Annotated in this window: 21 protein-coding genes; 6 read left to right on the forward strand and 15 right to left on the reverse strand. The window is 67.7% G+C overall.

Annotated elements, in window-relative coordinates; translation table 11 throughout:
• Positions 1 to 144: 144 nt before the first annotated feature.
• Together ABH900_RS05535 and aroE are read right to left on the reverse strand one after the other, a co-directional pair.
• Positions 145 to 498 carry a hypothetical protein gene (locus tag ABH900_RS05535; protein WP_429621901.1) on the reverse strand — a complete coding sequence of 118 codons (354 nt, stop codon included), beginning with the start codon at positions 496 to 498 and terminating at the stop codon, positions 145 to 147.
• A gap of 3 nt (positions 499 to 501) precedes the next feature.
• Positions 502 to 1,347: a shikimate dehydrogenase gene (gene aroE, locus ABH900_RS05540; RefSeq protein ID WP_429621902.1), complete on the reverse strand. Its 846-nt coding sequence runs from the start codon at positions 1,345 to 1,347 to the stop codon at positions 502 to 504.
• A gap of 48 nt (positions 1,348 to 1,395) precedes the next feature.
• Between aroE and ABH900_RS05545 the strand changes: the two genes are divergently transcribed.
• Positions 1,396 to 2,259: a hypothetical protein gene (locus tag ABH900_RS05545; RefSeq protein ID WP_429621903.1), complete on the forward strand. Its 864-nt coding sequence runs from the start codon at positions 1,396 to 1,398 to the stop codon at positions 2,257 to 2,259.
• Between the two features lie 87 nt (positions 2,260 to 2,346).
• On the opposite strand, the gene ABH900_RS05550 is transcribed toward ABH900_RS05545, so the two are convergent.
• From ABH900_RS05550 to ABH900_RS05565, 4 genes are all read right to left on the reverse strand, one after another.
• Complete coding sequence (locus ABH900_RS05550; protein WP_406753126.1) at positions 2,347 to 2,616, reverse strand: SHOCT domain-containing protein; 270 nt, start codon at positions 2,614 to 2,616, stop codon at positions 2,347 to 2,349.
• Between the two features lie 32 nt (positions 2,617 to 2,648).
• Positions 2,649 to 3,638, reverse strand: a complete 990-nt coding sequence (hemB, locus tag ABH900_RS05555; protein WP_429621904.1) for a porphobilinogen synthase — start codon at positions 3,636 to 3,638, stop codon at positions 2,649 to 2,651.
• Between the two features lie 19 nt (positions 3,639 to 3,657).
• Positions 3,658 to 4,575, reverse strand: coding sequence for a bestrophin family protein (locus ABH900_RS05560; protein ID WP_429621905.1), 918 nt, complete (start codon positions 4,573 to 4,575; stop codon positions 3,658 to 3,660).
• A gap of 122 nt (positions 4,576 to 4,697) precedes the next feature.
• Positions 4,698 to 4,946: a hypothetical protein gene (locus ABH900_RS05565; protein WP_012512426.1), complete on the reverse strand. Its 249-nt coding sequence runs from the start codon at positions 4,944 to 4,946 to the stop codon at positions 4,698 to 4,700.
• 184 nt (positions 4,947 to 5,130) lie between these two features.
• Between ABH900_RS05565 and ABH900_RS05570 the strand changes: the two genes are divergently transcribed.
• The gene (locus tag ABH900_RS05570) at positions 5,131 to 5,595 is read left to right on the forward strand and encodes a hypothetical protein (protein ID WP_429621906.1); all 465 of its coding nucleotides are present in this window, start codon (positions 5,131 to 5,133) and stop codon (positions 5,593 to 5,595) included.
• 105 nt (positions 5,596 to 5,700) lie between these two features.
• On the opposite strand, the gene ABH900_RS05575 is transcribed toward ABH900_RS05570, so the two are convergent.
• The 4 genes from ABH900_RS05575 to ABH900_RS05590 form a co-directional block, all read right to left on the reverse strand.
• Positions 5,701 to 7,500 (reverse strand): DUF885 domain-containing protein, encoded by a 1,800-nt coding sequence (locus ABH900_RS05575; protein WP_429621907.1) that lies wholly within the window; start codon positions 7,498 to 7,500, stop codon positions 5,701 to 5,703.
• A 67-nt stretch (positions 7,501 to 7,567) separates the two neighbouring features.
• Complete coding sequence (locus tag ABH900_RS05580; protein WP_429621908.1) at positions 7,568 to 8,083, reverse strand: cytochrome c oxidase assembly factor Coa1 family protein; 516 nt, start codon at positions 8,081 to 8,083, stop codon at positions 7,568 to 7,570.
• 25 nt (positions 8,084 to 8,108) lie between these two features.
• Complete coding sequence (locus ABH900_RS05585) at positions 8,109 to 10,334, reverse strand: S9 family peptidase (RefSeq protein ID WP_429621909.1); 2,226 nt, start codon at positions 10,332 to 10,334, stop codon at positions 8,109 to 8,111.
• 194 nt (positions 10,335 to 10,528) lie between these two features.
• On the reverse strand, positions 10,529 to 11,218 hold the full coding sequence (locus ABH900_RS05590; protein WP_429621910.1) for a glutathione binding-like protein: 690 nt from the start codon (positions 11,216 to 11,218) through the stop codon (positions 10,529 to 10,531).
• A gap of 112 nt (positions 11,219 to 11,330) precedes the next feature.
• Between ABH900_RS05590 and ABH900_RS05595 the strand changes: the two genes are divergently transcribed.
• Both ABH900_RS05595 and ABH900_RS05600 read left to right on the forward strand, forming a co-directional pair.
• Entirely contained in the window at positions 11,331 to 11,951 is a 621-nt protein-coding gene (locus ABH900_RS05595) for a TIGR00645 family protein (RefSeq protein ID WP_429621911.1), read from the forward strand.
• Between the two features lie 201 nt (positions 11,952 to 12,152).
• On the forward strand, positions 12,153 to 13,166 hold the full coding sequence (locus tag ABH900_RS05600) for a TonB family protein (protein WP_429621912.1): 1,014 nt from the start codon (positions 12,153 to 12,155) through the stop codon (positions 13,164 to 13,166).
• A 74-nt stretch (positions 13,167 to 13,240) separates the two neighbouring features.
• Here the strand turns inward: ABH900_RS05600 and ABH900_RS05605 are convergent, their stop codons facing one another.
• Entirely contained in the window at positions 13,241 to 13,495 is a 255-nt protein-coding gene (locus ABH900_RS05605) for a hypothetical protein (protein WP_429621913.1), read from the reverse strand.
• Between the two features lie 76 nt (positions 13,496 to 13,571).
• Between ABH900_RS05605 and ABH900_RS05610 the strand changes: the two genes are divergently transcribed.
• Both ABH900_RS05610 and ABH900_RS05615 read left to right on the forward strand, forming a co-directional pair.
• Positions 13,572 to 14,357, forward strand: a complete 786-nt coding sequence (locus tag ABH900_RS05610; RefSeq protein WP_429621914.1) for an AraC family transcriptional regulator — start codon at positions 13,572 to 13,574, stop codon at positions 14,355 to 14,357.
• 67 nt (positions 14,358 to 14,424) lie between these two features.
• Positions 14,425 to 14,850, forward strand: coding sequence for a hypothetical protein (locus ABH900_RS05615; RefSeq protein ID WP_429621915.1), 426 nt, complete (start codon positions 14,425 to 14,427; stop codon positions 14,848 to 14,850).
• A 70-nt stretch (positions 14,851 to 14,920) separates the two neighbouring features.
• Here ABH900_RS05615 and ABH900_RS05620 read toward each other — a convergent pair whose 3' ends face one another.
• From ABH900_RS05620 to ABH900_RS05635, 4 genes are all read right to left on the reverse strand, one after another.
• Positions 14,921 to 16,105: an ABC transporter permease gene (locus ABH900_RS05620; protein WP_429621916.1), complete on the reverse strand. Its 1,185-nt coding sequence runs from the start codon at positions 16,103 to 16,105 to the stop codon at positions 14,921 to 14,923.
• Entirely contained in the window at positions 16,102 to 16,848 is a 747-nt protein-coding gene (locus ABH900_RS05625; RefSeq protein ID WP_429621917.1) for an ATP-binding cassette domain-containing protein, read from the reverse strand. The genes ABH900_RS05620 and ABH900_RS05625 overlap by 4 nt, the downstream gene beginning before the upstream one ends.
• On the reverse strand, positions 16,845 to 18,371 hold the full coding sequence (locus ABH900_RS05630) for an alpha/beta fold hydrolase (RefSeq protein WP_429621918.1): 1,527 nt from the start codon (positions 18,369 to 18,371) through the stop codon (positions 16,845 to 16,847). Before ABH900_RS05630 ends, ABH900_RS05625 begins: the two co-directional genes overlap by 4 nt.
• A gap of 68 nt (positions 18,372 to 18,439) precedes the next feature.
• A complete protein-coding gene (locus tag ABH900_RS05635) occupies positions 18,440 to 19,642 on the reverse strand; it encodes a GGDEF domain-containing protein (protein ID WP_429621919.1) in 1,203 nt (400 codons plus the stop codon).
• Between the last annotated feature and the right edge of the window lie 222 nt (positions 19,643 to 19,864).

Here is a 19,864-nt window from a genome sequence, read left to right on the forward strand (position 1 = left end):
AGGCCGGCCATTGTCGCATGGCCGGCCACGGTCACCGCAGCGCGGGCGCTGAACAGGGTCAGCGACGTCGCCCGCTGGCGGTCACGGTCCGATGAACGGACCATCCAAGGGGCAGATACGCCGGGCATGGCCCGGCGCTACCGGTCAGGAGACCGGATTCGTACGGGTACGCAGCAGGCGAACCAGCGCCCACACCAGCAGCACCACGCCGATGGCCTCGACCATCGCCAGCGCGAAATGCAGCACGCCGAGGATGGCGCTCAGGCTCGACACGGCACTGAAATCGCCACTGCGGACCATCCACATCGGCAGGATGCCCGCCGCCATGCCGCCGAGGCTGGACAGCAGCAACAGCAGCAGGCCGACCAGGGCACCGGTGCGGGTGGCATCACGCGGTGCGCCGACCACCCAGACCAGGCCGACGCACAGCGCGATCAGCACCGGCAGGCGCACGCCGACCATGCTCAGCACCGTCACCAGCAGGGTTGCGTTGTCCATCGGTCAATCCTCGCCGGCCAGCACGGCCGAGCCCTGGCGCAGGCTCTGATAGACCTCATCGGTCTGCGGGCGCACCCCATGCCACTGCAGGAAGCTCTCGGCGGCCTGCTCGACCAGCATGCCCAGGCCATCGACGGTGTTGCGGCACTCCGCTGCACGCGCCCAGGCCAGGAAGGCAATGGCTGCCTCGCCGTAGTTGAGGTCGACGGCGGTGGTCATCGAATTGACCAGCGACAGCGGCAGCTTGAACTCGACGTCGCGGTCACGGCCGGCGGAGGTGGCGTTGACGATCAGTTCGAAGTCGCCCAGCTCGCGCAGGTCTTCCCAGTAGCGGCTGATCGCGCGGCCCGGTTCGCCCATGGCGTCGATCAGCTCGTCGGCGCGTTCCGGCGTGCGGTTGACCACCACCAGCTCGGTGATGCCGGCATCGAGCAGCGCCGGAGCGACGCTGCGTGCCGAGCCGCCGGCGCCGATCAGCAGCATGCGGCGGCCGCGCAGGTCCAGGCTGTGGCGGTCGGTCAGGTCGCGCACCAGGCCGATGCCATCGGTGGTGTCACCGTGCCAGCGGTCACCCTTGCGCAGCAGCGTGTTCACCGAGCCGGCGCGGCGCGCGCGCGCGGTCAGCGTGGTGCACACCGAGAACGCCGCTTCCTTGTGCGGCAGGGTGACGTTGGCACCGACACCCCCCTCGGCGGCGAAGGCTTCCAGACCGGCCAGGAAGGCTTCTGGAGCCAGATCGATGGTGCGGTAGTCGATCGCGATGCCTTCCTGGCGACCGAACGCAGCATGGATCTGCGGCGATTTCGAGTGGGCAACGGGGTGTCCGAAGACGGCGTAACGGTCGGTCATGGAATCCTCAAGCTGGCTAGACTGGTGCTCTTTCGTGCACGGACCCGGATGATGCGCATCACCCCGCCCCTGCTGGTGCTCGCCGCCAGTCTACTCTCTGCCCCCGTGGCGATGGCGTTGAACGAGTACGGCATTGAAGGCATGGGCGTGGTCTCGACCCGCGCTGACGAGGGCCGCGCGACGATCAGTGCCGATGGCCAGCGCATTGTCTTCGCCCGGCGCGGCGATGCCGGCTGGGGCCTGTGGGAAGCGCGCGTGGTCGATGGCCGCTGGCAGCAGGCGCAGGCCCTGGCGGTGGGCGTGGCCGGTGAGGCCCGCGATCCCTATTTCAGCCGCGACGGCCGCTGGCTGCTGTTCGCGGCCGGCCGCGAAGACGCGCTGGCACTGTACCGGGCCGCGGTCGCCGCCGATGGCCAATTGGGCAAGGCGCAACCCTTGGTGGGCGACGGTGGACGCCGCGAAGAGCGCGGGCCGGCCGTGAGTGCGGATGGCCGGCGGTTGCTGTTTGCCCGCCAGCAGGGACGCGGCGCCGGCTGGGACCTGTTCGTAGCGACGCTGGACACGCAGGGCGTGCGTGGCCCGGCCACTGCGCTGACCGCCTTGAACAGCCCCGATGACGAGACCGACGGCGACTGGCTGGGCAATGATGGCGCCGTGGTGTTCAGTCGTGGCAACAGCACGACCACACGGGTGTGGAGCAGCGGCTGCGCGTGGAGTGACGCGGCGCTGCAACCGTTGGGGCTGTCGTTCAATCAGGCGGGCGGCTGGACCAGCGCGCCGGTGGTCGACACCGCCAAGCCGGGCGAAATGATGGTCGTCAGCAGCGCGGCGAAGGCGCCGCGTGCCGGCGGTGTGGACGTGTACCGGTTGGCGGTGCCGAAGGTGGCCGCGGTGGCCGGGTGCGTGCGGTAGATCCATGCCATGCGTGGATGGCCGTTTGGTAGATGCCAACCTTGGTTGGCATGCAGGAAAGTGCCAACCAAGGTTGGCACCCACCCGTCAGCGCGACAACACCCTGGCGCGCTGCTGCTCGTACTCCATCTCGCTCAGCTGACCGTTGTCCTTGCGCTGGTTCAGCGCGGCCAGCTCGGCCTGCACGCTGTCCGGCAGGGCCTGCTCACGGGCCACGTGGCGGGCGGCGGAGAGCTGCTCCGGCGGGCGCTTGCCAGCCCGCCAGGCCGCGATGAAGACACCGACGATGATGGCGCCGAACACCAGCGTACCGATGCCCCAGATCAGCCATTGCATCCATCCCAGTTCGGGTCCCATCGCGTATTCCTCCGTCTATCGTGGCGCTATTGTCAGCGCTCGCGCAGCCATCGCGCCACCTGCGGCGCGAAATAGGTCAGCACGCCGTCGGCGCCGGCACGCTTGAAGCCCAGCAGCGACTCCATCACGCAGGCGCGCTCGTCCAGCCAGCCATTGGCGAAGGCGGCCTTCATCATCGCGTACTCGCCACTGACCTGGTAGGCGAAGGTCGGCACGCCGAACGTCTCCTTCACCCGGCGCACCAGGTCCAGGTAGGGCATGCCCGGCTTGACCATCACCATGTCGGCGCCCTCCTCCAGGTCCAGCGCGATCTCGCGCAGGGCCTCGTCGCCGTTGGCGGGGTCCATCTGGTAGGTCTTCTTGTCCGCCTTGCCAAGGCTGGCCGCGCTGCCCACCGCATCGCGGAACGGACCGTAGAAGGCCGAAGCGTACTTGGCCGAGTAGGCCATGATGCGCACGTTGAGGTGGTTGTCGGCATCCAGTGCGCGGCGGATCGCACCGATGCGGCCGTCCATCATGTCCGACGGCGAAACGATGTCCACGCCCGCCTCGGCGTGCGATACCGACTGTTTGACCAATGCGTCGACGGTGATGTCGTTCAGCACGTAGCCCTTGTCATCGATGATGCCGTCCTGGCCATGGGTGGTGTACGGGTCCAGCGCCACGTCGGTCATCACCCCCAGTTCCGGGAAGCGCGACTTCAGCGCGCGGATCGCCCGCTGCGCCAGGCCGTCCTCGGCCCACGCCGCCGACGCGTCCAGCGACTTCAGCGACGGGTCGATCACCGGGAACAGGTCGATCACCGGAATGCCCAGTTCCAGCGCCTCTTCGGCCACCTTCAGCAGTTCTTCGATCGACAGCCGCTCCACGCCCGGCATCGACGGCACCGCCGTGCGGCCGGCCCGTTCGTGCACGAACACCGGGTAGATCAGATCGTCGGTGGTCAGCGTGTTCTCGCGCATCAGGCGACGCGAGAACTCGTCATGGCGCATACGGCGCGGGCGGTAAAGCGGATGGGACATGGCAGGCTCCGAAGAGTGGCTATTGCAACAGGTAACCCTGCGGCAGCAGGGGTTCGGGCAAGGGGCGTTCACCGAGCGCGTCGAGCTGGTCGATCTCGATCGTGCGCACCAGTGCGTCCAGCGGCAGGTCGTTCGGCTCCAGGCCGAACGGATCTTCCATTTCCTCGCCCAGCTGGTCCAGGCCGAAGAAGGCGTAGGCCAGCACCGCCGACAGCACCGGCGTACCCCAGCCCAGCGAACTGGCCAGGCCGAACGGCAGCAGCACGCAGAACATCCATGCGCAGCGGTGCAGCAGCAGCGTGTAGGCGAACGGCAGTGGGGTGGTGAGAATGCGTTCGCAGCCGGCCTGGATCGACGACATCGCGTGCAGGCGCTCCTCCAGCTGGGTGTACAGGATCGGGTCGAGCTGGCCGGCGCGCAGCGCCTGGGCCAGTTCGGCGGCGATCATCGCCAGCAGCGCATCGGGCACGTTCTCGCGTTGGCCCAGCTGCTCGCGCTGCGGTTTGTCCAGCCACGGCAACGCCGCCAGGGCCACGATGCGGCCACGCAGGCGCGCGGCCAGCGCATGCGCGAAGGCCGTAGTGAGGTAGGCGATGCGGCGCCGGCGGCCGGTGTCATCGGCCAGCAGCAGGTTCACCTGCCGGCCCAGCGAACGCGATTCGTAGACCAGCTGGCCCCACAGCTTGCGGCCTTCCCACCAGCGGTCGTAGCAGGCGCTGTTGCGGAAGCTCAGGAAGATCGACAGCACCAGGCCGAGCAGGGTGAACGGCGTAACGGAAACACGTTCAATGCCGGTCGGCGGGGCCAGTTCCACCACCGCCGCCACGGCGATGGACAGGATCAGGATGGCCAGCACCTTCGGCGCGATCGCCGGAACGATCGAGCCGCGCAGGATGTACAGCAGTTGCCAGCCGTGGGGGCGGGGTCGAATGATCATGGGGCTGCCGCGCAGGGCACGGATTCACAGGCACGCGGGGGGCTCGCGCAGCGGCCTATTGTACGCCCCTGCCCAGCCGCCGGCCGCGCACCTGCGACGCCCTGTCGCACCCGCGGCGGGGTTCAGACCACGCCGCCGCCCAGGCCCAGGCGCAGGATGCCGACCACCACCACGATGCCGTTCAGCACCAGCCCGGCCCAGGCCCGGCCACGCTTGGTCGGATGGGTGAACAGAATGCCCAGCGCGGCAATCACCGCACCGACGGCGGCGAACGGAATCAGGAACCAGTTGCCCCAGCCCAGCAGCGGAATCAGCGCCAGGATCATCCACAGCAGCGCCAGCACACCCCACAACAGACTGATCACACCCATTCCGCTCTCCCGCAGTTGGTTCCTGTCCCCACCTTAGTCGTTCCTGCGGCTGCCGCCTACTGCCGTTGGCGGGGCTGTCACCGGGCGCGTGCTAGCGTGTGCTGGTGCGTGCCCGTGCCAGGGTGTTGGCGCCGATTCAGAGTGGCCCGCCGATGATCGCAACCAGTCCTACAGGGGTCGTGCCATGAACATTCGTTGGGCCGCGGTGGCGGCCATCCTGCTGGTCGCCGCCGGCTGCGCCAGCACCTCCAAGGTGATGCTGGGCCGCGCCCGCGCACCGATCGATCCGGCACTGGTCCAGATCTACTCGACCCCGCCGGCCGGCTCCCAGGAAATCGCCCAGCTGGAATCGGCATCCGCCGTGGGCTTCGGCACCCAGGGCCAGACCGATGCGGCGGTGGCGCGCCTGAAGCGCGAGGCCGCGGCACTGGGCGCCAACGGCGTGGTGCTGATGGGCGTGGGCAGCAGCGGCTCACCGGTGGGCATGTCTGTAGGCGCCGGCACATTCGGCTCACATGTCGGCGGTGGCGTCGGCATTGGTATTCCGACCACGCAGAAACGCGCCGCCGGCGTGGCGATCTGGGTACCGAACCCGGAACCGCCGGCGCGGCTGCCGACGCAGGTGATCACCCCGCAACCGCAGCGGTGACCCGAATGGGCCACCGCCGGTAATGCCGGCCGCTGGCCGGCAACCTCAGCAATCCTTCCTGCGCCATGGGAATGCCGGCCAGCGGCCGGCACTACCCGGCGAAGTTCAGCGCTTGTACTTCGGCACGAACACCTTGTTCACCGCCTCGGCCAGCTGGTCCGGCGGCAGCAGGCCCTGGTCCAGCAGGAAGTTGTTGAACGCAAGGCGGTCGAACTTCGCACCCAGTGCCAGCTCGGTCTGCATGCGCAGTTCCAGGATTCGGGTATAGCCGTAGAAGTAGCTGCCCGCCTGGCCCGGCATGCGCACCATGTAGCGGTCCAGTTCCTGGGTGGCCATCGCCTTGGACAGGCCGACCTGCTCCATCAGTACGCGCTCGCCGTTGGCACGGTCGGTCAGACCGAGGTTGAGCATCGGGTCGAGCATCGCGCGCGCCGCGCGCAGCAGGCGGAACTGCAGGGCGATCATCTGGCCGTCCAGCGGCTCGTAGGGCACCATCTCGGCCTCGGCATACAGCGCCCAGCCTTCCACGTTCACCGAATTGAACGCGAACATGGTGCGTGCCAGCGACACGCCACGCTCCACCATCGCGGTGAACTGCAGCTCGTGACCGGGGCGCCCTTCATGCGCGCTCAGCGTCCATGCTGCAGCACCGAAATTGAAGTCGTCGTACTGCGCGCCCGGGCCGGCGGCCGGGTTGCCCAGCGGCAGCACGAAGGTGCCCTGCTGCCCGGTGTTGTTGACCAGCGGCGCCGGCAGGAAATGCGGGGCCGGACTGGCTGCGCTTTCGGCAGCCGAACCCAGGCGCATCTGCATGGCGCGCTTGGGCACGTCGACGATGGCGTGCTCGCGGATCAGCGGATCGATCGCGTCGATGACCTTGCGGTAATGACCTTCCAGATGATCATCGGCGATCTTGTCGGCCTTCAGCGCGCGGATCACCGCCACCGGGTCGCTCGGGTCGGCCACTTTCAGGCCCTTGTCCTTCACCACCAGCGGCGCCAGCTGCTGCATCGCCGAACGGGTTTCCATGAACTCCAGCTGCGCGCGCTGCATCAGCACCTTCGGGTCGATGTCGATGCCCACCTGCTTGAGCTGGTAGGCATACAGCGGTGCCGGCAGGCGTGCGTCGGCGCGCGCCTTCGGCAACACCTCCTTGCGGGTCCAGGCGGCGTAATCCTTCATCTGCCCGGCCAGCGCTTTCATGGCCTCGTCGGCACCGGCGATCTGGTACTTCTTCAACAGCGACTCGATACCGGTGATATAGGTCTCGACGTTGTCCAGTGACTGCTGCACTTCGATCTTCGTCGGCTGCAGCAGGCTGCTCTCCTTCAGCCGTTCCTCGTAGCGCTGGCGGGCCAGCGTAGTGAAGGCGGTGCCGCCCGGCTGCAGGCCGGCATAGGCCTTGAGGCGGTCGATCGCCTTGGCCCGGCGCTCGGCCGGCACCTGGTCGGACAGCAGCAGGTTGAGGCCGCTGAACACTGTCTGCGGCGCATCGCTCCACGGCAGCAGGTACTTCTCGTTGAGCTCGCTGCCTTCGATGTTCTGGTTGGCGGCATGGATCATGATCTCCAGGTCCTGGCGGACGTTGGGATCCTTTTCGGTGGCCAGCCTGGCCTTCAGCTCGTCGCGTGCCTTGGCCATCGCGGCGCGGTAGCGCTTGCCGTTGTCCGGGCCGAGGTCGGCCACCTTGTCGTCATAGCCGGGCACGCCGAAGAAGCCGGTTTCTTCCGGCTGGAACGGGCCCTGGGCATCGAGCAGGATCTGCGCCAGTGCATTGCTGCGGGCAACCCAGGCCGGGCTGGCCGGCGTAGCGGCCTTGGCGGCGGGTGCAGCCAGCGCCGGCGGTGCGGACAGCAACGGGGCGGCGGTCAGGGCCAGGGCAACGGCCAACGCGATCGGCTTCATGGTGCACTCCAGGACAGGGTTGCCCGCACCCTACGCGCTCACGACGGTGGCGACAATCGGTGGGAAGTCACAGCGCCGCAGTCAGCGGGCATTCGCCGCGATCGCGGCAGGCCTGCAGTTCGCATTCCCGCGCGGCTTCGTCGTCATCCAGCGCGGTCAGGTCGAAGGTCTGCTTGTTCTCGCCCAGCACGTACATCACCGGGTAATCCCAGACGTCCTCGCTGCGCGTGCCCTTCACGAACAGCCTGCCGTGCCCATGGGGTCCTTCCAGGGCCACCGTCAGGCCGACATCGCGCTGGCCGTTGATCGCCGTCTGCATGCTGCCCAGCGGCATCGATTCGGTGCGCAGCGGCTCACCAAACGCCTCCACCAGCTCGATGCTGCACCCCGCGCGGCGCATCGCCTCACGCATCGGCGGGCTCTCGCGTGCCGCCTCGCTCCAGCGCAGCACGCTCCAGGCCACGACGCCTCCCGCTCCGGCCAGCGCCAGCAGCACCGTCAACGGCATCGCCCAGCGCCAGTGTCGGCCCCACCAGCCGGCGGGCTTCGGGCCATGGGTGGGAATGGGCGGTGGCAGGGTCATCGACGGGCTCCTTCCCGAGTGTGGATCAGGGCTTCAGGCAACGTCCGAGGAAGGCTTCGGCCGTGCGGTAACGATGCAGGGCATCGGCACCGGACAGACCGTGCTTGGCACCCGGGTAGGTCATCAGTTCGAACGGTTGGCCACGCTTCTGCAGCGCGCTCATCAAGCTGGTCGAGTTGGTGAACAGCACATTGTCGTCGGCCATGCCATGGATCAGCAGCAGCGGCGAACGCAGGCCGTCGATGTGGGTCAGCACGCGCGCTTCGCGGTAACCGGCTTCGTTGCGCGCCGGCAGGTCCATGTAGCGTTCGGTGTAGTGGCTGTCGTACAGGCCCCAGTCGGTGACCGGTGCGCCGGCCACGCCGCAGGCGTACTGGTTCGACGCCTTGGCCAGCAGCATCAGGGTCATGTAGCCGCCGTTGGACCAGCCCTGCACGCCGATGCGTGCCGGGTCCACCCACGACTGCTGCTTCAGCCAGGTCACCCCGCGCAGCTGGTCGGTCACTTCCACCGTGCCCTGCTTGCCGTACAGCGCGCCACCGAAGTCGCGGCCACGGCGCGGCGTGCCGCGGTTGTCCAGCGAGAACACCACGTAGCCCTGCTGGGCCAGATACTGGTTGAACAGATGATCGCCGCGGCCGGGCCAGCTGTCGGTGACGGTCTGGCTGGCCGGGCCACCATAGACGTACACCGCCACCGGATAGCGCTTGGACGGGTCGAAGCCGGCCGGCTTGATCAGACTGTAGTTCAGCGGCGTCGTGCCATCGGCGGCGGTCAACGTGCCGAACTCGACCGGGCGCTGTGCATCGCGGTAGCGCGCATAGGGGTGCTTGGGATCGGCCAGGTCGTTCTCGACCAGCGTGGCGATTTTCTCGCCGTTGGCGCGGAACAGTTCAATCTGAGGCGGCGTGGTGCTGTTGGACCAGCTGTCGACGTAGACGCTGGCATTGCGTGCGAACGTGGCGCTGTGCATGCCCGGCGCCCTGGACAGGCGCTGCGGCTGTCCGCCCTGCAGCGATACCGCATAGATCTGGCTTTCGCGCGAGCTCTCGATGCCGGCGCGGAAGTAGACCTTGCCGGCCTTCTCATCGACCGCCAGCAGTTCGTCCACCGGCCAGTTGCCGTGGGTCAGCGCGGTGGTCCTGCCCTTGCTGTCGATGCGGTACAGATGCTGGAAACCGGTGCGCTCGGACGACCACAGCACGCTGCCATCGTCGAGGAAGCGCAGGCTGTTGTGCAGCGGCACCCAGGTCGGGCTGGTCTCGTGAGCGAGCACGCGCTGCTGGTTCGAGGCCAGGGTGATTTCCACCAGGTCCAGCTTCTTCTGATCGCGCGACTGGCGCTGGAAACTCACGTGCTGCGGATCGCGCCAATCGACTCGCGCCAGGTAGATATCCTGCTCCTTGCCGAGGTCGATCCAATGCGTCTGCGCATGTTCCGCCGGCGAGATCACGCCCAGCTTCACCTGCACGTTGGCGTCGCCAGCGGCCGGGTAGCGCTGTTCGATCACATCGGTGCGGTCGGCATAGACCTCGTAGCGCTTCTGCACCGGCACCGGCGCCTCATCGATACGGGCGAAGGCAATGGCCGAATCGTCCGGTGCCCACCAGTAACCGGTGTGGCGGTCCATCTCTTCGTCGGCCACGAACTCGGCCACGCCGTTGCCGATGGTGGTGCTGCCATCGTGGGTGAGCTGCAGCTGCTTGCCACTGGCCAGGTCGATCACCCACAGGTTGCGGCCGCGGATGAAGCTGACGAAGCCGCCCTTGGGCGACAGCTTGGCATCGGTGGCGAAGCCCTCGCCGTGGGTCAGCTGGCGCACGGCCGCCTTGCCTTCCTGCTTGAGGTCGTACAGGTACAGCTCGCCGCCCAGCGGGAACAGCAGGCGCTGTGCGTCCGGCGACCACTGGTAGTCGACGATGCCGCTCATCGCGGCGATGCGCTGGCGCTCGCGGCGCGCCTTTTCCTCATCGCTGAGGGTTTCGGTGCCGGGCAACACCACCTTGGAATCGACCAGCAACCGGGTCTGCCCACTGCCGATGTCGTAGGTCCACAGGTCGAGCTGGTTGCGGTCGCTGTCCTTGCCACGCAGGAAGCTGACCTGCGAACCGTCCGGCGCCACCTTCGGCTTCATCAGGGTCGGACCGGACAGCGGCAGCGGGCCGGTGATGGCTTCCAGGGTCAGCTTTTCGGCGTGGGCGGCGGTACTGGTGGCGAGCATGAGGGCGAGTGAGGCGAACAGATGGCGCATGGAGGATCCCGGCAAACGGCAGGTCCGCCCCGGCGGTGGGCGCGGGGGCGGTGGTCCCCCATCCTAACCAAGCCCATGCAGGAAGGCAGCATGACCTTCTGCCCATACGGAGTGCCGACCAACGGTCGGCACTCACCGGTAGGCACCCACCGCCAGTAGATCCACGCCATGCGTGGATGATGCCTCCTCAGCCCTCAGCGCTGGCCGAACAGGTGCTTGCGCTCTTCGTCGCTGAGCGGCGTGCCGGCGTTCGGGTTGACCTGCTGGCGCAGCGCATAGGCACGCTGGGTGGCCGGGCGTGCGGCGATGGCCTCATGCCAGCGTTTCAGGTTCGGGAAGGCGGCGAAGTCCACCGGCAGCTTGTCGTAGGCGCCGATCCACGGATAGCTGGCCATGTCGGCGATGGTGTAGTCGTCGCCGGCCAGGAAGGCATGCTGGGCCAGACGCTTGTCCATCACCCCATGCAGGCGCCGGACTTCGTTGTCGTAGCGCTCGATCGCGTAGGGGATCTTCTCCGGCGCATACACATTGAAATGGCCCATCTGGCCACTCATCGGGCCCAGGCCCGCCATCTGCCAGAACAGCCATTCCAGGGTCGTCACGCGGCCGCGCGGGTCGCTCGGCAGGAAGCGGCCGGTCTTCTCGGCCAGGTACAGCAGGATCGCGCCGGACTCGAACACGCTCTGCGGGGCGCCGCCATCGGCCGGGGCCTGGTCAACGATGGCCGGCATCTTGTTGTTGGGGGAAATGGCGAGGAATTCCGGCTTGAACTGGTCGCCCGAGCCGATGTTGACCGGATGGATGCGGTACTCCAGGCCGGCCTCCTCCAGCAGCAGGGTCACTTTGTGGCCGTTCGGGGTGGGCCAGTAATACAGGTCGATCATGGCGTCGGCTCGGGGTGCGGAAAGGAACCTGAAGTCTAGTGCGTGAGGTGGGTTGGCACCGTCATGGCGGGCCGGTAACCTCGCCTCTCCCCCGAAACGCAGCATCCTCCGCATGAGTGCAAACCGCCCGCCGCTCTCCCCGTTGTCCACGCTGATCTTCGCCTCGCGCTGGCTGCAGCTGCCGCTGTACCTCGGCCTGATCGTCGCGCAGTGCGTCTACGTGTTCCTGTTCGGCAAGGAACTGTGGCACCTGATCTCACACTCCGCCTCGATGGGCGAGCAGCAGATCATGCTGATCGTGCTGGGCCTGATCGATGTGGTGATGATCTCCAACCTGCTGGTGATGGTGATCGTCGGCGGCTACGAGACCTTCGTCTCGCGCCTGCGCCTGGAAGGCCACCCGGACCAGCCGGAATGGCTGAGCCACGTCAATGCCAGCGTACTGAAGGTGAAGCTGGCGATGGCGATCATCGGCATTTCCTCGATCCATCTGTTGAAGACTTTCATCGCCAGTGGCGCGCTGGGCGGCATCCCGTTGTGCACGCCGGAACAGATGAGCGTGGCCGCGGCCAACATCGGTGTCGCCCGCTGCTCGATGCTGACCCAGGAAGGCGTGCTGTGGCAGACCATCATCCACTGCGTGTTCATCCTGTCGGCCATCGGCATCGCCTGGACCGACAAGCTGATGTCCAACAGCCACAGCAAGACGCACGACAAGGCCAACGACCACTGATGTCGTCGCCGGCAGCGGCAGGACCGTCGTTGCCCGTCCCGGCCACCGCCCCTTGTACGCGGCGGCGGCCGGGATGCTAGATTGCACCCTCGCCGTTGCCGGCGGTGGCGTCGGGAAACGTCACCCTGCCGCGCCCGGACCGCAGGTCCCGGCCATGCGTATCAATGATTTACGTCACGTCGTCTTCTAGAGGGGAGCAGGATGTCGCACGTCTCAACGATCACCGCCGCGCGCCGGTGGCTGCCGGTTGCCCTTGCACTGGCGCTGGCCGCCTGCTCGGGCAAGGAAGAATCATCGGCACCGACGCCCGCCGCAGCGCCCACGGCTGCTGCCCCGGCTGCACCGGTGGTCGCCGCCAAGGTGCAGTCGATGGGTACCGAACAGCTGCGTGAGTCGGCCAGCCAGGCCCTGCGCGAGAACCGCATGTACGCGCCGGCCGGCGACAACGCCATCGAGTACTACCTGGCCCTGCGCGACAAGACCCCAGACGACGCCTCGGTGAAGAGCGCGCTGACCGACCTGCTGCCGTACACGCTGATCGCTGCCGAGCAGCACCTGGGCCGCGAGGACTACACCGAAGCGCAGCGCCTGGTGGCGCTGATCGAGAAGGTCGATGCCACCGCGCCCGCCCTGCCGCGCCTGAAGGAAGGCCTGGCCAAGGGCGTGCAGAACGCGGCCAAGCGCACCGAGGCCGAAGCCGAGAAGGCGAAGAAGGATGCCGAGGACCGCAGCAAGCAGCAGACCGAGCAGCAGCGCCTGACCGAACAACGCACCAAGGAAGCCGACGCCGCCAAGCAGATCGCCGCCCAGCAGGATGCCGCGCGCCGCGACAACGAGCGCCAGGAAGCCGAGCGCCAGGCCGCCGCCCGCCGCGACGCCGAGCAGAAGCAGCAGCAGGCCGCCGCGCAGCAGGCCAGCGCCGCACGCCAAGCTGCCGCTCCGGCCGCCGCAGCGGCACCGAACCTGCGCCCGGTCAGCACGCCGGCACCGCGCTATCCGTCCGAGGCGCTGCGTGCCGGCACCTCGGGTGAGGTGCTGGTGGAGATCACGGTCGGTACCGACGGCTCGGTGATCAATGCCCGAGTGCTGCGTGCGACGCCGTCGCGCATCTTCGATCGCGAAGCGATGAACGCAGTCAAGCGCTGGCGTTTTGAGCCGGTCAGCGCGCCGGTTACCACCCGCCGCACCCTGGTATTCGCACCGGGCAACAACTGAGGAACGCGGTGGTAGCGCCGGGCCATGCCCGGCGGTTCTGGATCAAGGCCCGGCATGTCCGGGCCTTGTGCTTTTCAGGCTGCCGCGTCGATCAGCCGCTGCAGGGCCGGATCACGCGCCACCAGCAGCTGGAACAGGCCCAACGCGTGCAGGCCCGGCAGCAGCGCGCGCAGATCCGCTTCGGCAGTGGCGCGCGTGCCGGGATCGCTGGCCGGATCCTGCCAGTCGCGGACGCTGGCCAGGAAGGCGCCGACGCTGCCCTTGCGCACGGTCAGACCGTTCACCTGCACGTCGTTCTGGTGGTCGGGAAGAATGTCCTGCGGCTGCATGGCGGCGTACTCGGTTGAAGAGGCACCAGTGTCGAGGCCCGACGGCGACAGTTCTGCCGTATAACTGCCAATTGATATGGCAAATCAGACACCCACTGCGTTGATCGACCCCGCACTGGCCGATGCCGCCGATGGGCCGGCGTTGCTGGCGACCCAGTTGCGCCTGCACGGTCCGCGCAGTACCGCCCGTCACCAGCACGCGCGCGGACAGTTGCTGGGCGCGCATCAGGGTTTGTTGCGGATCGCGGCCGGCGACCTGCACTGGCTGCTGCCGGCCGGCCACGTCGCCTGGATTCCGCCCTTCCTGTCGCACGCGCTGGCCAGCACTGCGGCCTTCGATGGCTGGAGCCTGTACTTCAGCGCCGAGGCCTGCCTGGGTCTGCCCGCCACACCGCGCATTTTCCAACCCAATACGCTGCTGCAGGCTGCGACGATACGAGCACTGCAATGGCCCCATCAGCCACTGGATGCCGCGCAGGCACGACTGGCCGGTGTGATCACCGATGAGATCGGCGCCAGCACGCCCTTGCCGCTTGCCCTGCCACAACCGCGTGACCGGCGACTGCAGAAGATCGCCGCGGCACTGGCACGCGCACCCGATGACGGCCGCAGCATCGAGGACTGGGCCGCCAGCAGCGGCCTGTCCGGCCGCACCCTCGCCCGTCGTTGGCACGCCGAGACCGGCATCCCACTGAGCCAGTGGCGCCAGCGCCTGCGCGTGCTGCTGTCGCTGCCACGGCTGCTGTCCGGCGAGCCGGTGACCAGCGTCGCCCTGGCGATGGGCTACGAAACGCCCAGCGCATTCATCACCGTATTCAAGCGCGAGATGGGGGTGACACCTGCACGGTATTCCGGCGGCTGACGCATTCGACGCTCCCGCTGTCTACCCTTGCGACCTAAGCTATTTGCTGAATTCAGGAGGAGAACAGATGAAGTACGACGACGCCAGCTGGCATTCCGACGGCGATTTTCCCGCCGAGCTTCCCGCCGAAGCCGGTGCGACGCATATCGGCATGTACGTGGCCTGGCTCCTACTGCGGGGTATGGCAGGTCAAGAACTGGCCGACGACATGCAGGATGAGCTGGAAGCCTTGACCCGACGTGCGATGACACCCGGCCAGTTCCTGCTGGTGTGCGATGGCAAGTTTCTTGACGAAATGATCAACGATGAGGCGAACGCATTCACGCTGGAGTATTACGAAGCGGATGACTGCCTGTATCCCGATGACTACGTCGAACTGCTGGCAGACGATCTCCCTTCGCTGTACCACGTCGCCGATACCTGGGAGAACTTCGACCGACTGGCACCGGTGATCGCCCAACGCTTCGTCGCCTGGCAAGCAACTCGAACCTGAGAACAACGAGGCCTGGAATGACCGGGCCTCGTTCGAAATCCGCCGGACATGGCCCGGCGCGACCCGACGGTCAGCCGGAGATTGCCAGGCGTTCGTTGTGGTAACGGCGCACGGCGGCGAACCACAGCAGTGCGGCCAGGCCGAGGCTGGCGCCGAGGTAGACCGCCCAGATCGTCGGGGTGATGGTCTCGTGGCGGATCACCTTCAACAGCATCTGGTTCTGCGACAGGAACGGCACGGCGTACTGCCACACCTCGCTCTTCAGCGGGTAGGCCACCAGCGCATAGCCGGGCAGCATCGGCAGCAGCATCAGCCAGGTCATGTGGCTCTGCGCTTCCTTCATGCTCTTGGCCGCTGCCGACAGGAAGGTCAGCAGCGAGGTGCCGATCAGCAGCATCGGCAGCATCACCAGCAGCATCTGCAGCATCGAGCCGACGTTCATGTTGAACTGGCGGCCGATGTTGCCGGGCGCGATCTGCGCACTCACCTTGAACGCGACCAGGGTCAGCAGCAGCGATACGAAGCCCACCACACAGGCGGCGGCGATCTTGCCGCTGACGATCGCACTGCGCGATCCGGGCGTGGCCAGCAGCGGCTCCAGCGACTGCCGTTCACGCTCGCCGGCAGTGGCATCCATCACCAGGTAGGCGCCACCGATGAACGAGGTCAATGTCAGCAGCACCGGCAGCAGCATCGACAGGATCATGCCGCGCTTGGCTTCGGCACTGGCCAGATCCTGGCGTGCCACATCCAGCGGGCGGGCCACCTGTGCATCAATGCCGCGCGCCATCAGCCGCAGCGCGCCGACCTGGCCGTTGTAGGTCGCCAGTGCCGCCTCCAGGCGTGCGCCGGGCACTTCGGCCGCGCGCCGGGTGCTGTCCCTGATCACCTCCACCAGCGCCGGCTTGCCGTCGGCCCAGTCCTTGCTGAAGTCATCGCCGATCCGCAGTGCCACATCGATGTCCTGGGTGCGGATGGCCTCGGCCAGGTCCTTGGGTGCCGGTGCCGCGTTGAGCCCCTGCGCGGCGAGGAAGCGCACCAGGTTGGGGGCATTCTCCGCACCGATGGTCGGAATCTGCAGCGGCTCCTCGATCTGGGTGCGCACCCGGCTCTCGGCCAGCTTGCCCATGCCCAACAGCAACACCGGGTACAGCAGGGGGCCGAACAGCAGGGTCAGCAGCAGCGTGCGGCGATCACGCGAAAGATCGCGCAGTTCCTTGCGCATCACCGTCATCAGGGTCGACATCATGCTCATGCGTGCAGGCCCTCTTCGCTGCCGATCAGTTTCACGAACGCATCTTCCAGGTTGGTTTCGCCGGCCTGTGCGCGCAGTTCGTCGGCACTGCCAGCGGCCATCACCGTGCCCTTGGCGATGATCACGATGTGGTCACACAGCGCGCCCACCTCCTGCATGATGTGGCTGGACAGGATCACGCAGCGACCCTCTTCGCGCAGGCCCAGCAGGAAACGGCGCAGCGCGCGCGTGGTCATCACGTCCAGGCCGTTGGTCGGCTCGTCCAGGATGACGTTGCGCGGGTCGTGTACCAGCGCGCGGGCAATCGCGGTCTTGGTCCGCTGGCCCTGCGAGAAGCCATCGGTCTGGCGGTCGAGGATGTCGCCCATGTCCAGCGCGTGCGACAGCACCTCGATACGTTCGCGGATGCGCTCGGCCGACAGGCCGTGCAGCTCACCGAAGTAGGCGATGTTCTCGCGTGCGGTCAGGCGCTTGTAGACACCACGAGCATCGGGCAGCACGCCAAGGTGGCGGCGCACTTCCACCGGATCGCGCGCAGCATCGATGCCATCGACGGTGATGCTGCCCTGGTCGGGCGTCATCAGCGTGTACAGCATGCGCATGGTGGTGGTCTTGCCGGCGCCGTTGGGGCCAAGCAGCCCGGTGATGCGGCCATCCTCGGCGCGGAAGCCGACGTTGGACACCGCCTGGATGCGCCCGGTGCGGGTGTCGAAGGCCTTGTGCAGGTTGTCGGCGACGATCATGGTTCCCATCCGTTGAACGAGGTGAACGCCGGCACGTAGCTCAGCGTGTCCAGGCAGCCGGCATCCAGCGTCTTGGCATCGGTCGTATCCATGAACTGGCCGAGCAGGCGTGGCATGCAGCCGGCGGTCAGCGTGCCATGGCCCTGGCCACGAGCGACCAGCGCGCGGCCGCTCGGCAGGCCCTTGAGCACCTGCTCGGCATAGCGCGGCGGCGTCACCGGGTCCAGTTCACCGGACAGCAGCAGCGCCGGGACATCACTGCGCAACGGCGTCGCAGCGGCGGCCGCGGCAGGTTGGTGCGGCCACACCGGGCAGGCGGCGAAGAAGGCACTGGCCACGTCGTTGCCGAACAGGCGCTCGGGATTCTCGGCCGGGGCATGGTAGCGCGGGGCATCTTCGCTGCAGATCACCGTCCACTGCATGCCACGGTTGATCTGGAAATCCATGCTGCGGCTCGCGCCACGCGCCAGCGATGCCAGCGGTGCGTAGCGGCCCTGCGCGGCTTCATCCAGCACCAGTGGCAACAACGAGGCGTATTGCGGCAGGTAGGAGAAAGCGAACGCCAGGCCGACCACGCTGTCCGGCGTCAACACGTCCCGCCGTGGTGCATTGGTCCCCGGGTCACGGTAGTCGACGCTGACCGGCGCGCGGCGCAGGGTATCGACCACACTGCGCAGCTGCGCGCGGGTATCGGTCGGGAAGCGCTTGCTGCAGGCGGCATCCTTGCGGCACTGCGCCGACTGCAGGGCGATCGCATCTTCGAACGTGGTGGCGAAATCACCGCCGACCACCAGTTCGTTCGGCACCACACCATCGATGATGATGCTGCGGGTGTGTTGCGGGTAGGCGCCGGCATAGCGCTGGGCCACGCGGGTGCCGTAGGAGGCACCGACCAGGTTGACCTGCTCCACGCCCAATGCCTCGCGCACGGCGTCCAGATCCGCGATGGCTTCACCGGTAGTGTAGAAGCGTGCGTCGGCACGCCCCTGCAGCGAGGCCGCGCACCGCTGCGCATAGTCGCGCAACAGCGCCTCGCTGGGGGCGGCGTTTTCATCCATGGCCAGCGGCTTGCCATCTGCGCCGAGGCAGCTCAACGGGTTGGAACCGCCGGTACCACGCTGGTCGATCAGGAAGACATCGCGCTGCTTGCGCACCTGGCGCAGCGCGATATCGACCACGACCGCCACTTCGCTGGCAGCCTGGCCAGGGCCGCCGGCCAGGAAGAACACCGGGTCAGGCTGGCTGGAGCCGCTGCTGCCCGACTCCAGCCAGGCGATACGCAGGCCGATGCGTCGGCCTTCCGGCCGGGCCCGGTCTTCCGGCACCTGCAGAGTGGCGCACTGCGCCTCCACGTTGGCGCTGGCGCCTTCGGTGGACAGCGTGCAGGGCTGGAAATCGATCTTGCCGTAACGACGGCTGGGCGCGTCGCCGGCAGCATCGGCTCCGCCCGACGGTGGCGGGCTGCATCCGGCAAGCAACAGGCTGGCCAGCGTCGCAGCCAGCGCGAGGTGGTGTCTTTGCATCGTGCTCAATTCCCCTGGAGGATGTTCCTGTCGACCACGACGGGCTGCCGCGGAAGATGTGACCCAACTTACACGGGCGCGGCGTCGACGGCGATGGGCGAAGGCGAATCCGCAGCGCGCGACGCACAGACCAGGCGATCGCGCCCCTCGGCCTTGGCCCGGTACAGCGCGGCATCGGCAGCCGCCAGCAGGGTGGACAGATCGCCCTGCCCCTCATCCACGGCCAGACCGACACTGGCGGTAACGGCCACCTGCGCACCGGCCAGCGGCGCCGGCCGTTGCTGCAGACGCACACGGATCGCCGCCGCCAGTTCGATGGCTTCGTGCTGCGTACTGCCGGCCAGTACCAGTACGAATTCTTCCCCGCCATAGCGCCCCAGCAGATGATCACGGTCCTGCACGCAGTGCTGCAGCACAGCCGCGAAGTGGCACAGCACCTGGTCGCCGGCCAGATGGCCCCAGCGATCATTGATCTTCTTGAAGTGGTCCACATCCACCAGCAGCAGCACCAGGGGCCTGCGCTGGCGGCGCACCTGCTGCAACCGCGCCTGGCCGTCGGCCAGCACCGCGCTGCGGTTGAGCAGGCCGGTCAGGCCATCGGTGCGCGCCGTCCTGCGCAGATCGACCAGCATGCGCTCGACCAGCAGCAGCACCATCGCGAAGCAGCGCGCCAGTTCCAGCAATACCCCGGCGATATAGGTAGCGAACATCGGCGAGCCGGTCCGCATGATGTCCTCGCCGGCGTCGGGCGCCACCGGCAGGAACAGGCGCAATGCGTACAGCGCCGCCTCCGCCAGGAAGACGGCGGCGGCCAGGCGGCAGCTGGTGCGCTGCTGTGGCGGCGCATGGCGCAGCAGCAGCCCGGCAATCCAGCCGTCGACGATCAGCGCGAACACGCTGAACACCTGCAGGCGCAGGCCCAGGTCTGGCCACAGCACGAGGAAGGCGAAGATGCAGGCCATGAACGCAGCCGCCATCAACAGCGGTCGCCACAGCGGCAACGGCTGATCCAGATGCAGGGCCACACCGCGCAGCATCATCAACCCGCAGCCGGCCATCGCCGCGTTGCCGGCCAGTACCGCCGGTACCAGCGGCAGATAGGGCCGCAACGCCAGCAGCGTCACCCCCAGGGTCAGCAGCCACAGGCTGACGGTCCACTGCCGCAGCACCGGTTGCCCGCGCAGTACGATCAGCAACAGCGAGAAGCCCACCGCAATGCCGATGCACAGCAGGAAGCCAAGCACGGTGATGGTGGGGAAATCCAAAGACATGCGGCACTCGTCTGCCGGGGCGGCGCGCGCATCTTAGCGCCTTGTCGCGCAGCCACCGTGGCGCTGGACGCGATCTCCATGTCGTGATCGATGCCACGCCGATGGCGTGACCACCAGCGCATCCATTCAGCCCCGCGTGAAGCCTGCGGGAAAGGCTTCACATGCGCAGTCACGGATCGGCGTTCCCAGGGTTCCGCACTCTCAAGCGCGACTCGATACTCG

It is taken from the genome of Stenotrophomonas sp. AN71 (assembly GCF_050435725.1).
Lineage (GTDB): Bacteria > Pseudomonadota > Gammaproteobacteria > Xanthomonadales > Xanthomonadaceae > Stenotrophomonas.

Coding starts and splice junctions, on each gene's coding strand:
- ABH900_RS05535 (WP_429621901.1), bottom strand. CDS start 498: ATGGACAACGCAACCCTGCTGGTGACGGTGCTGAGCATGGTCGGCGTG.
- aroE (WP_429621902.1), bottom strand. CDS start 1,347: ATGACCGACCGTTACGCCGTCTTCGGACACCCCGTTGCCCACTCGAAA.
- ABH900_RS05545 (WP_429621903.1), top strand. CDS start 1,396: ATGATGCGCATCACCCCGCCCCTGCTGGTGCTCGCCGCCAGTCTACTC.
- ABH900_RS05550 (WP_406753126.1), bottom strand. CDS start 2,616: ATGGGACCCGAACTGGGATGGATGCAATGGCTGATCTGGGGCATCGGT.
- hemB (WP_429621904.1), bottom strand. CDS start 3,638: ATGTCCCATCCGCTTTACCGCCCGCGCCGTATGCGCCATGACGAGTTC.
- ABH900_RS05560 (WP_429621905.1), bottom strand. CDS start 4,575: ATGATCATTCGACCCCGCCCCCACGGCTGGCAACTGCTGTACATCCTG.
- ABH900_RS05565 (WP_012512426.1), bottom strand. CDS start 4,946: ATGGGTGTGATCAGTCTGTTGTGGGGTGTGCTGGCGCTGCTGTGGATG.
- ABH900_RS05570 (WP_429621906.1), top strand. CDS start 5,131: ATGAACATTCGTTGGGCCGCGGTGGCGGCCATCCTGCTGGTCGCCGCC.
- ABH900_RS05575 (WP_429621907.1), bottom strand. CDS start 7,500: ATGAAGCCGATCGCGTTGGCCGTTGCCCTGGCCCTGACCGCCGCCCCG.
- ABH900_RS05580 (WP_429621908.1), bottom strand. CDS start 8,083: ATGACCCTGCCACCGCCCATTCCCACCCATGGCCCGAAGCCCGCCGGC.
- ABH900_RS05585 (WP_429621909.1), bottom strand. CDS start 10,334: ATGCGCCATCTGTTCGCCTCACTCGCCCTCATGCTCGCCACCAGTACC.
- ABH900_RS05590 (WP_429621910.1), bottom strand. CDS start 11,218: ATGATCGACCTGTATTACTGGCCCACCCCGAACGGCCACAAAGTGACC.
- ABH900_RS05595 (WP_429621911.1), top strand. CDS start 11,331: ATGAGTGCAAACCGCCCGCCGCTCTCCCCGTTGTCCACGCTGATCTTC.
- ABH900_RS05600 (WP_429621912.1), top strand. CDS start 12,153: ATGTCGCACGTCTCAACGATCACCGCCGCGCGCCGGTGGCTGCCGGTT.
- ABH900_RS05605 (WP_429621913.1), bottom strand. CDS start 13,495: ATGCAGCCGCAGGACATTCTTCCCGACCACCAGAACGACGTGCAGGTG.
- ABH900_RS05610 (WP_429621914.1), top strand. CDS start 13,572: ATGGCAAATCAGACACCCACTGCGTTGATCGACCCCGCACTGGCCGAT.
- ABH900_RS05615 (WP_429621915.1), top strand. CDS start 14,425: ATGAAGTACGACGACGCCAGCTGGCATTCCGACGGCGATTTTCCCGCC.
- ABH900_RS05620 (WP_429621916.1), bottom strand. CDS start 16,105: ATGAGCATGATGTCGACCCTGATGACGGTGATGCGCAAGGAACTGCGC.
- ABH900_RS05625 (WP_429621917.1), bottom strand. CDS start 16,848: ATGATCGTCGCCGACAACCTGCACAAGGCCTTCGACACCCGCACCGGG.
- ABH900_RS05630 (WP_429621918.1), bottom strand. CDS start 18,371: ATGCAAAGACACCACCTCGCGCTGGCTGCGACGCTGGCCAGCCTGTTG.
- ABH900_RS05635 (WP_429621919.1), bottom strand. CDS start 19,642: ATGTCTTTGGATTTCCCCACCATCACCGTGCTTGGCTTCCTGCTGTGC.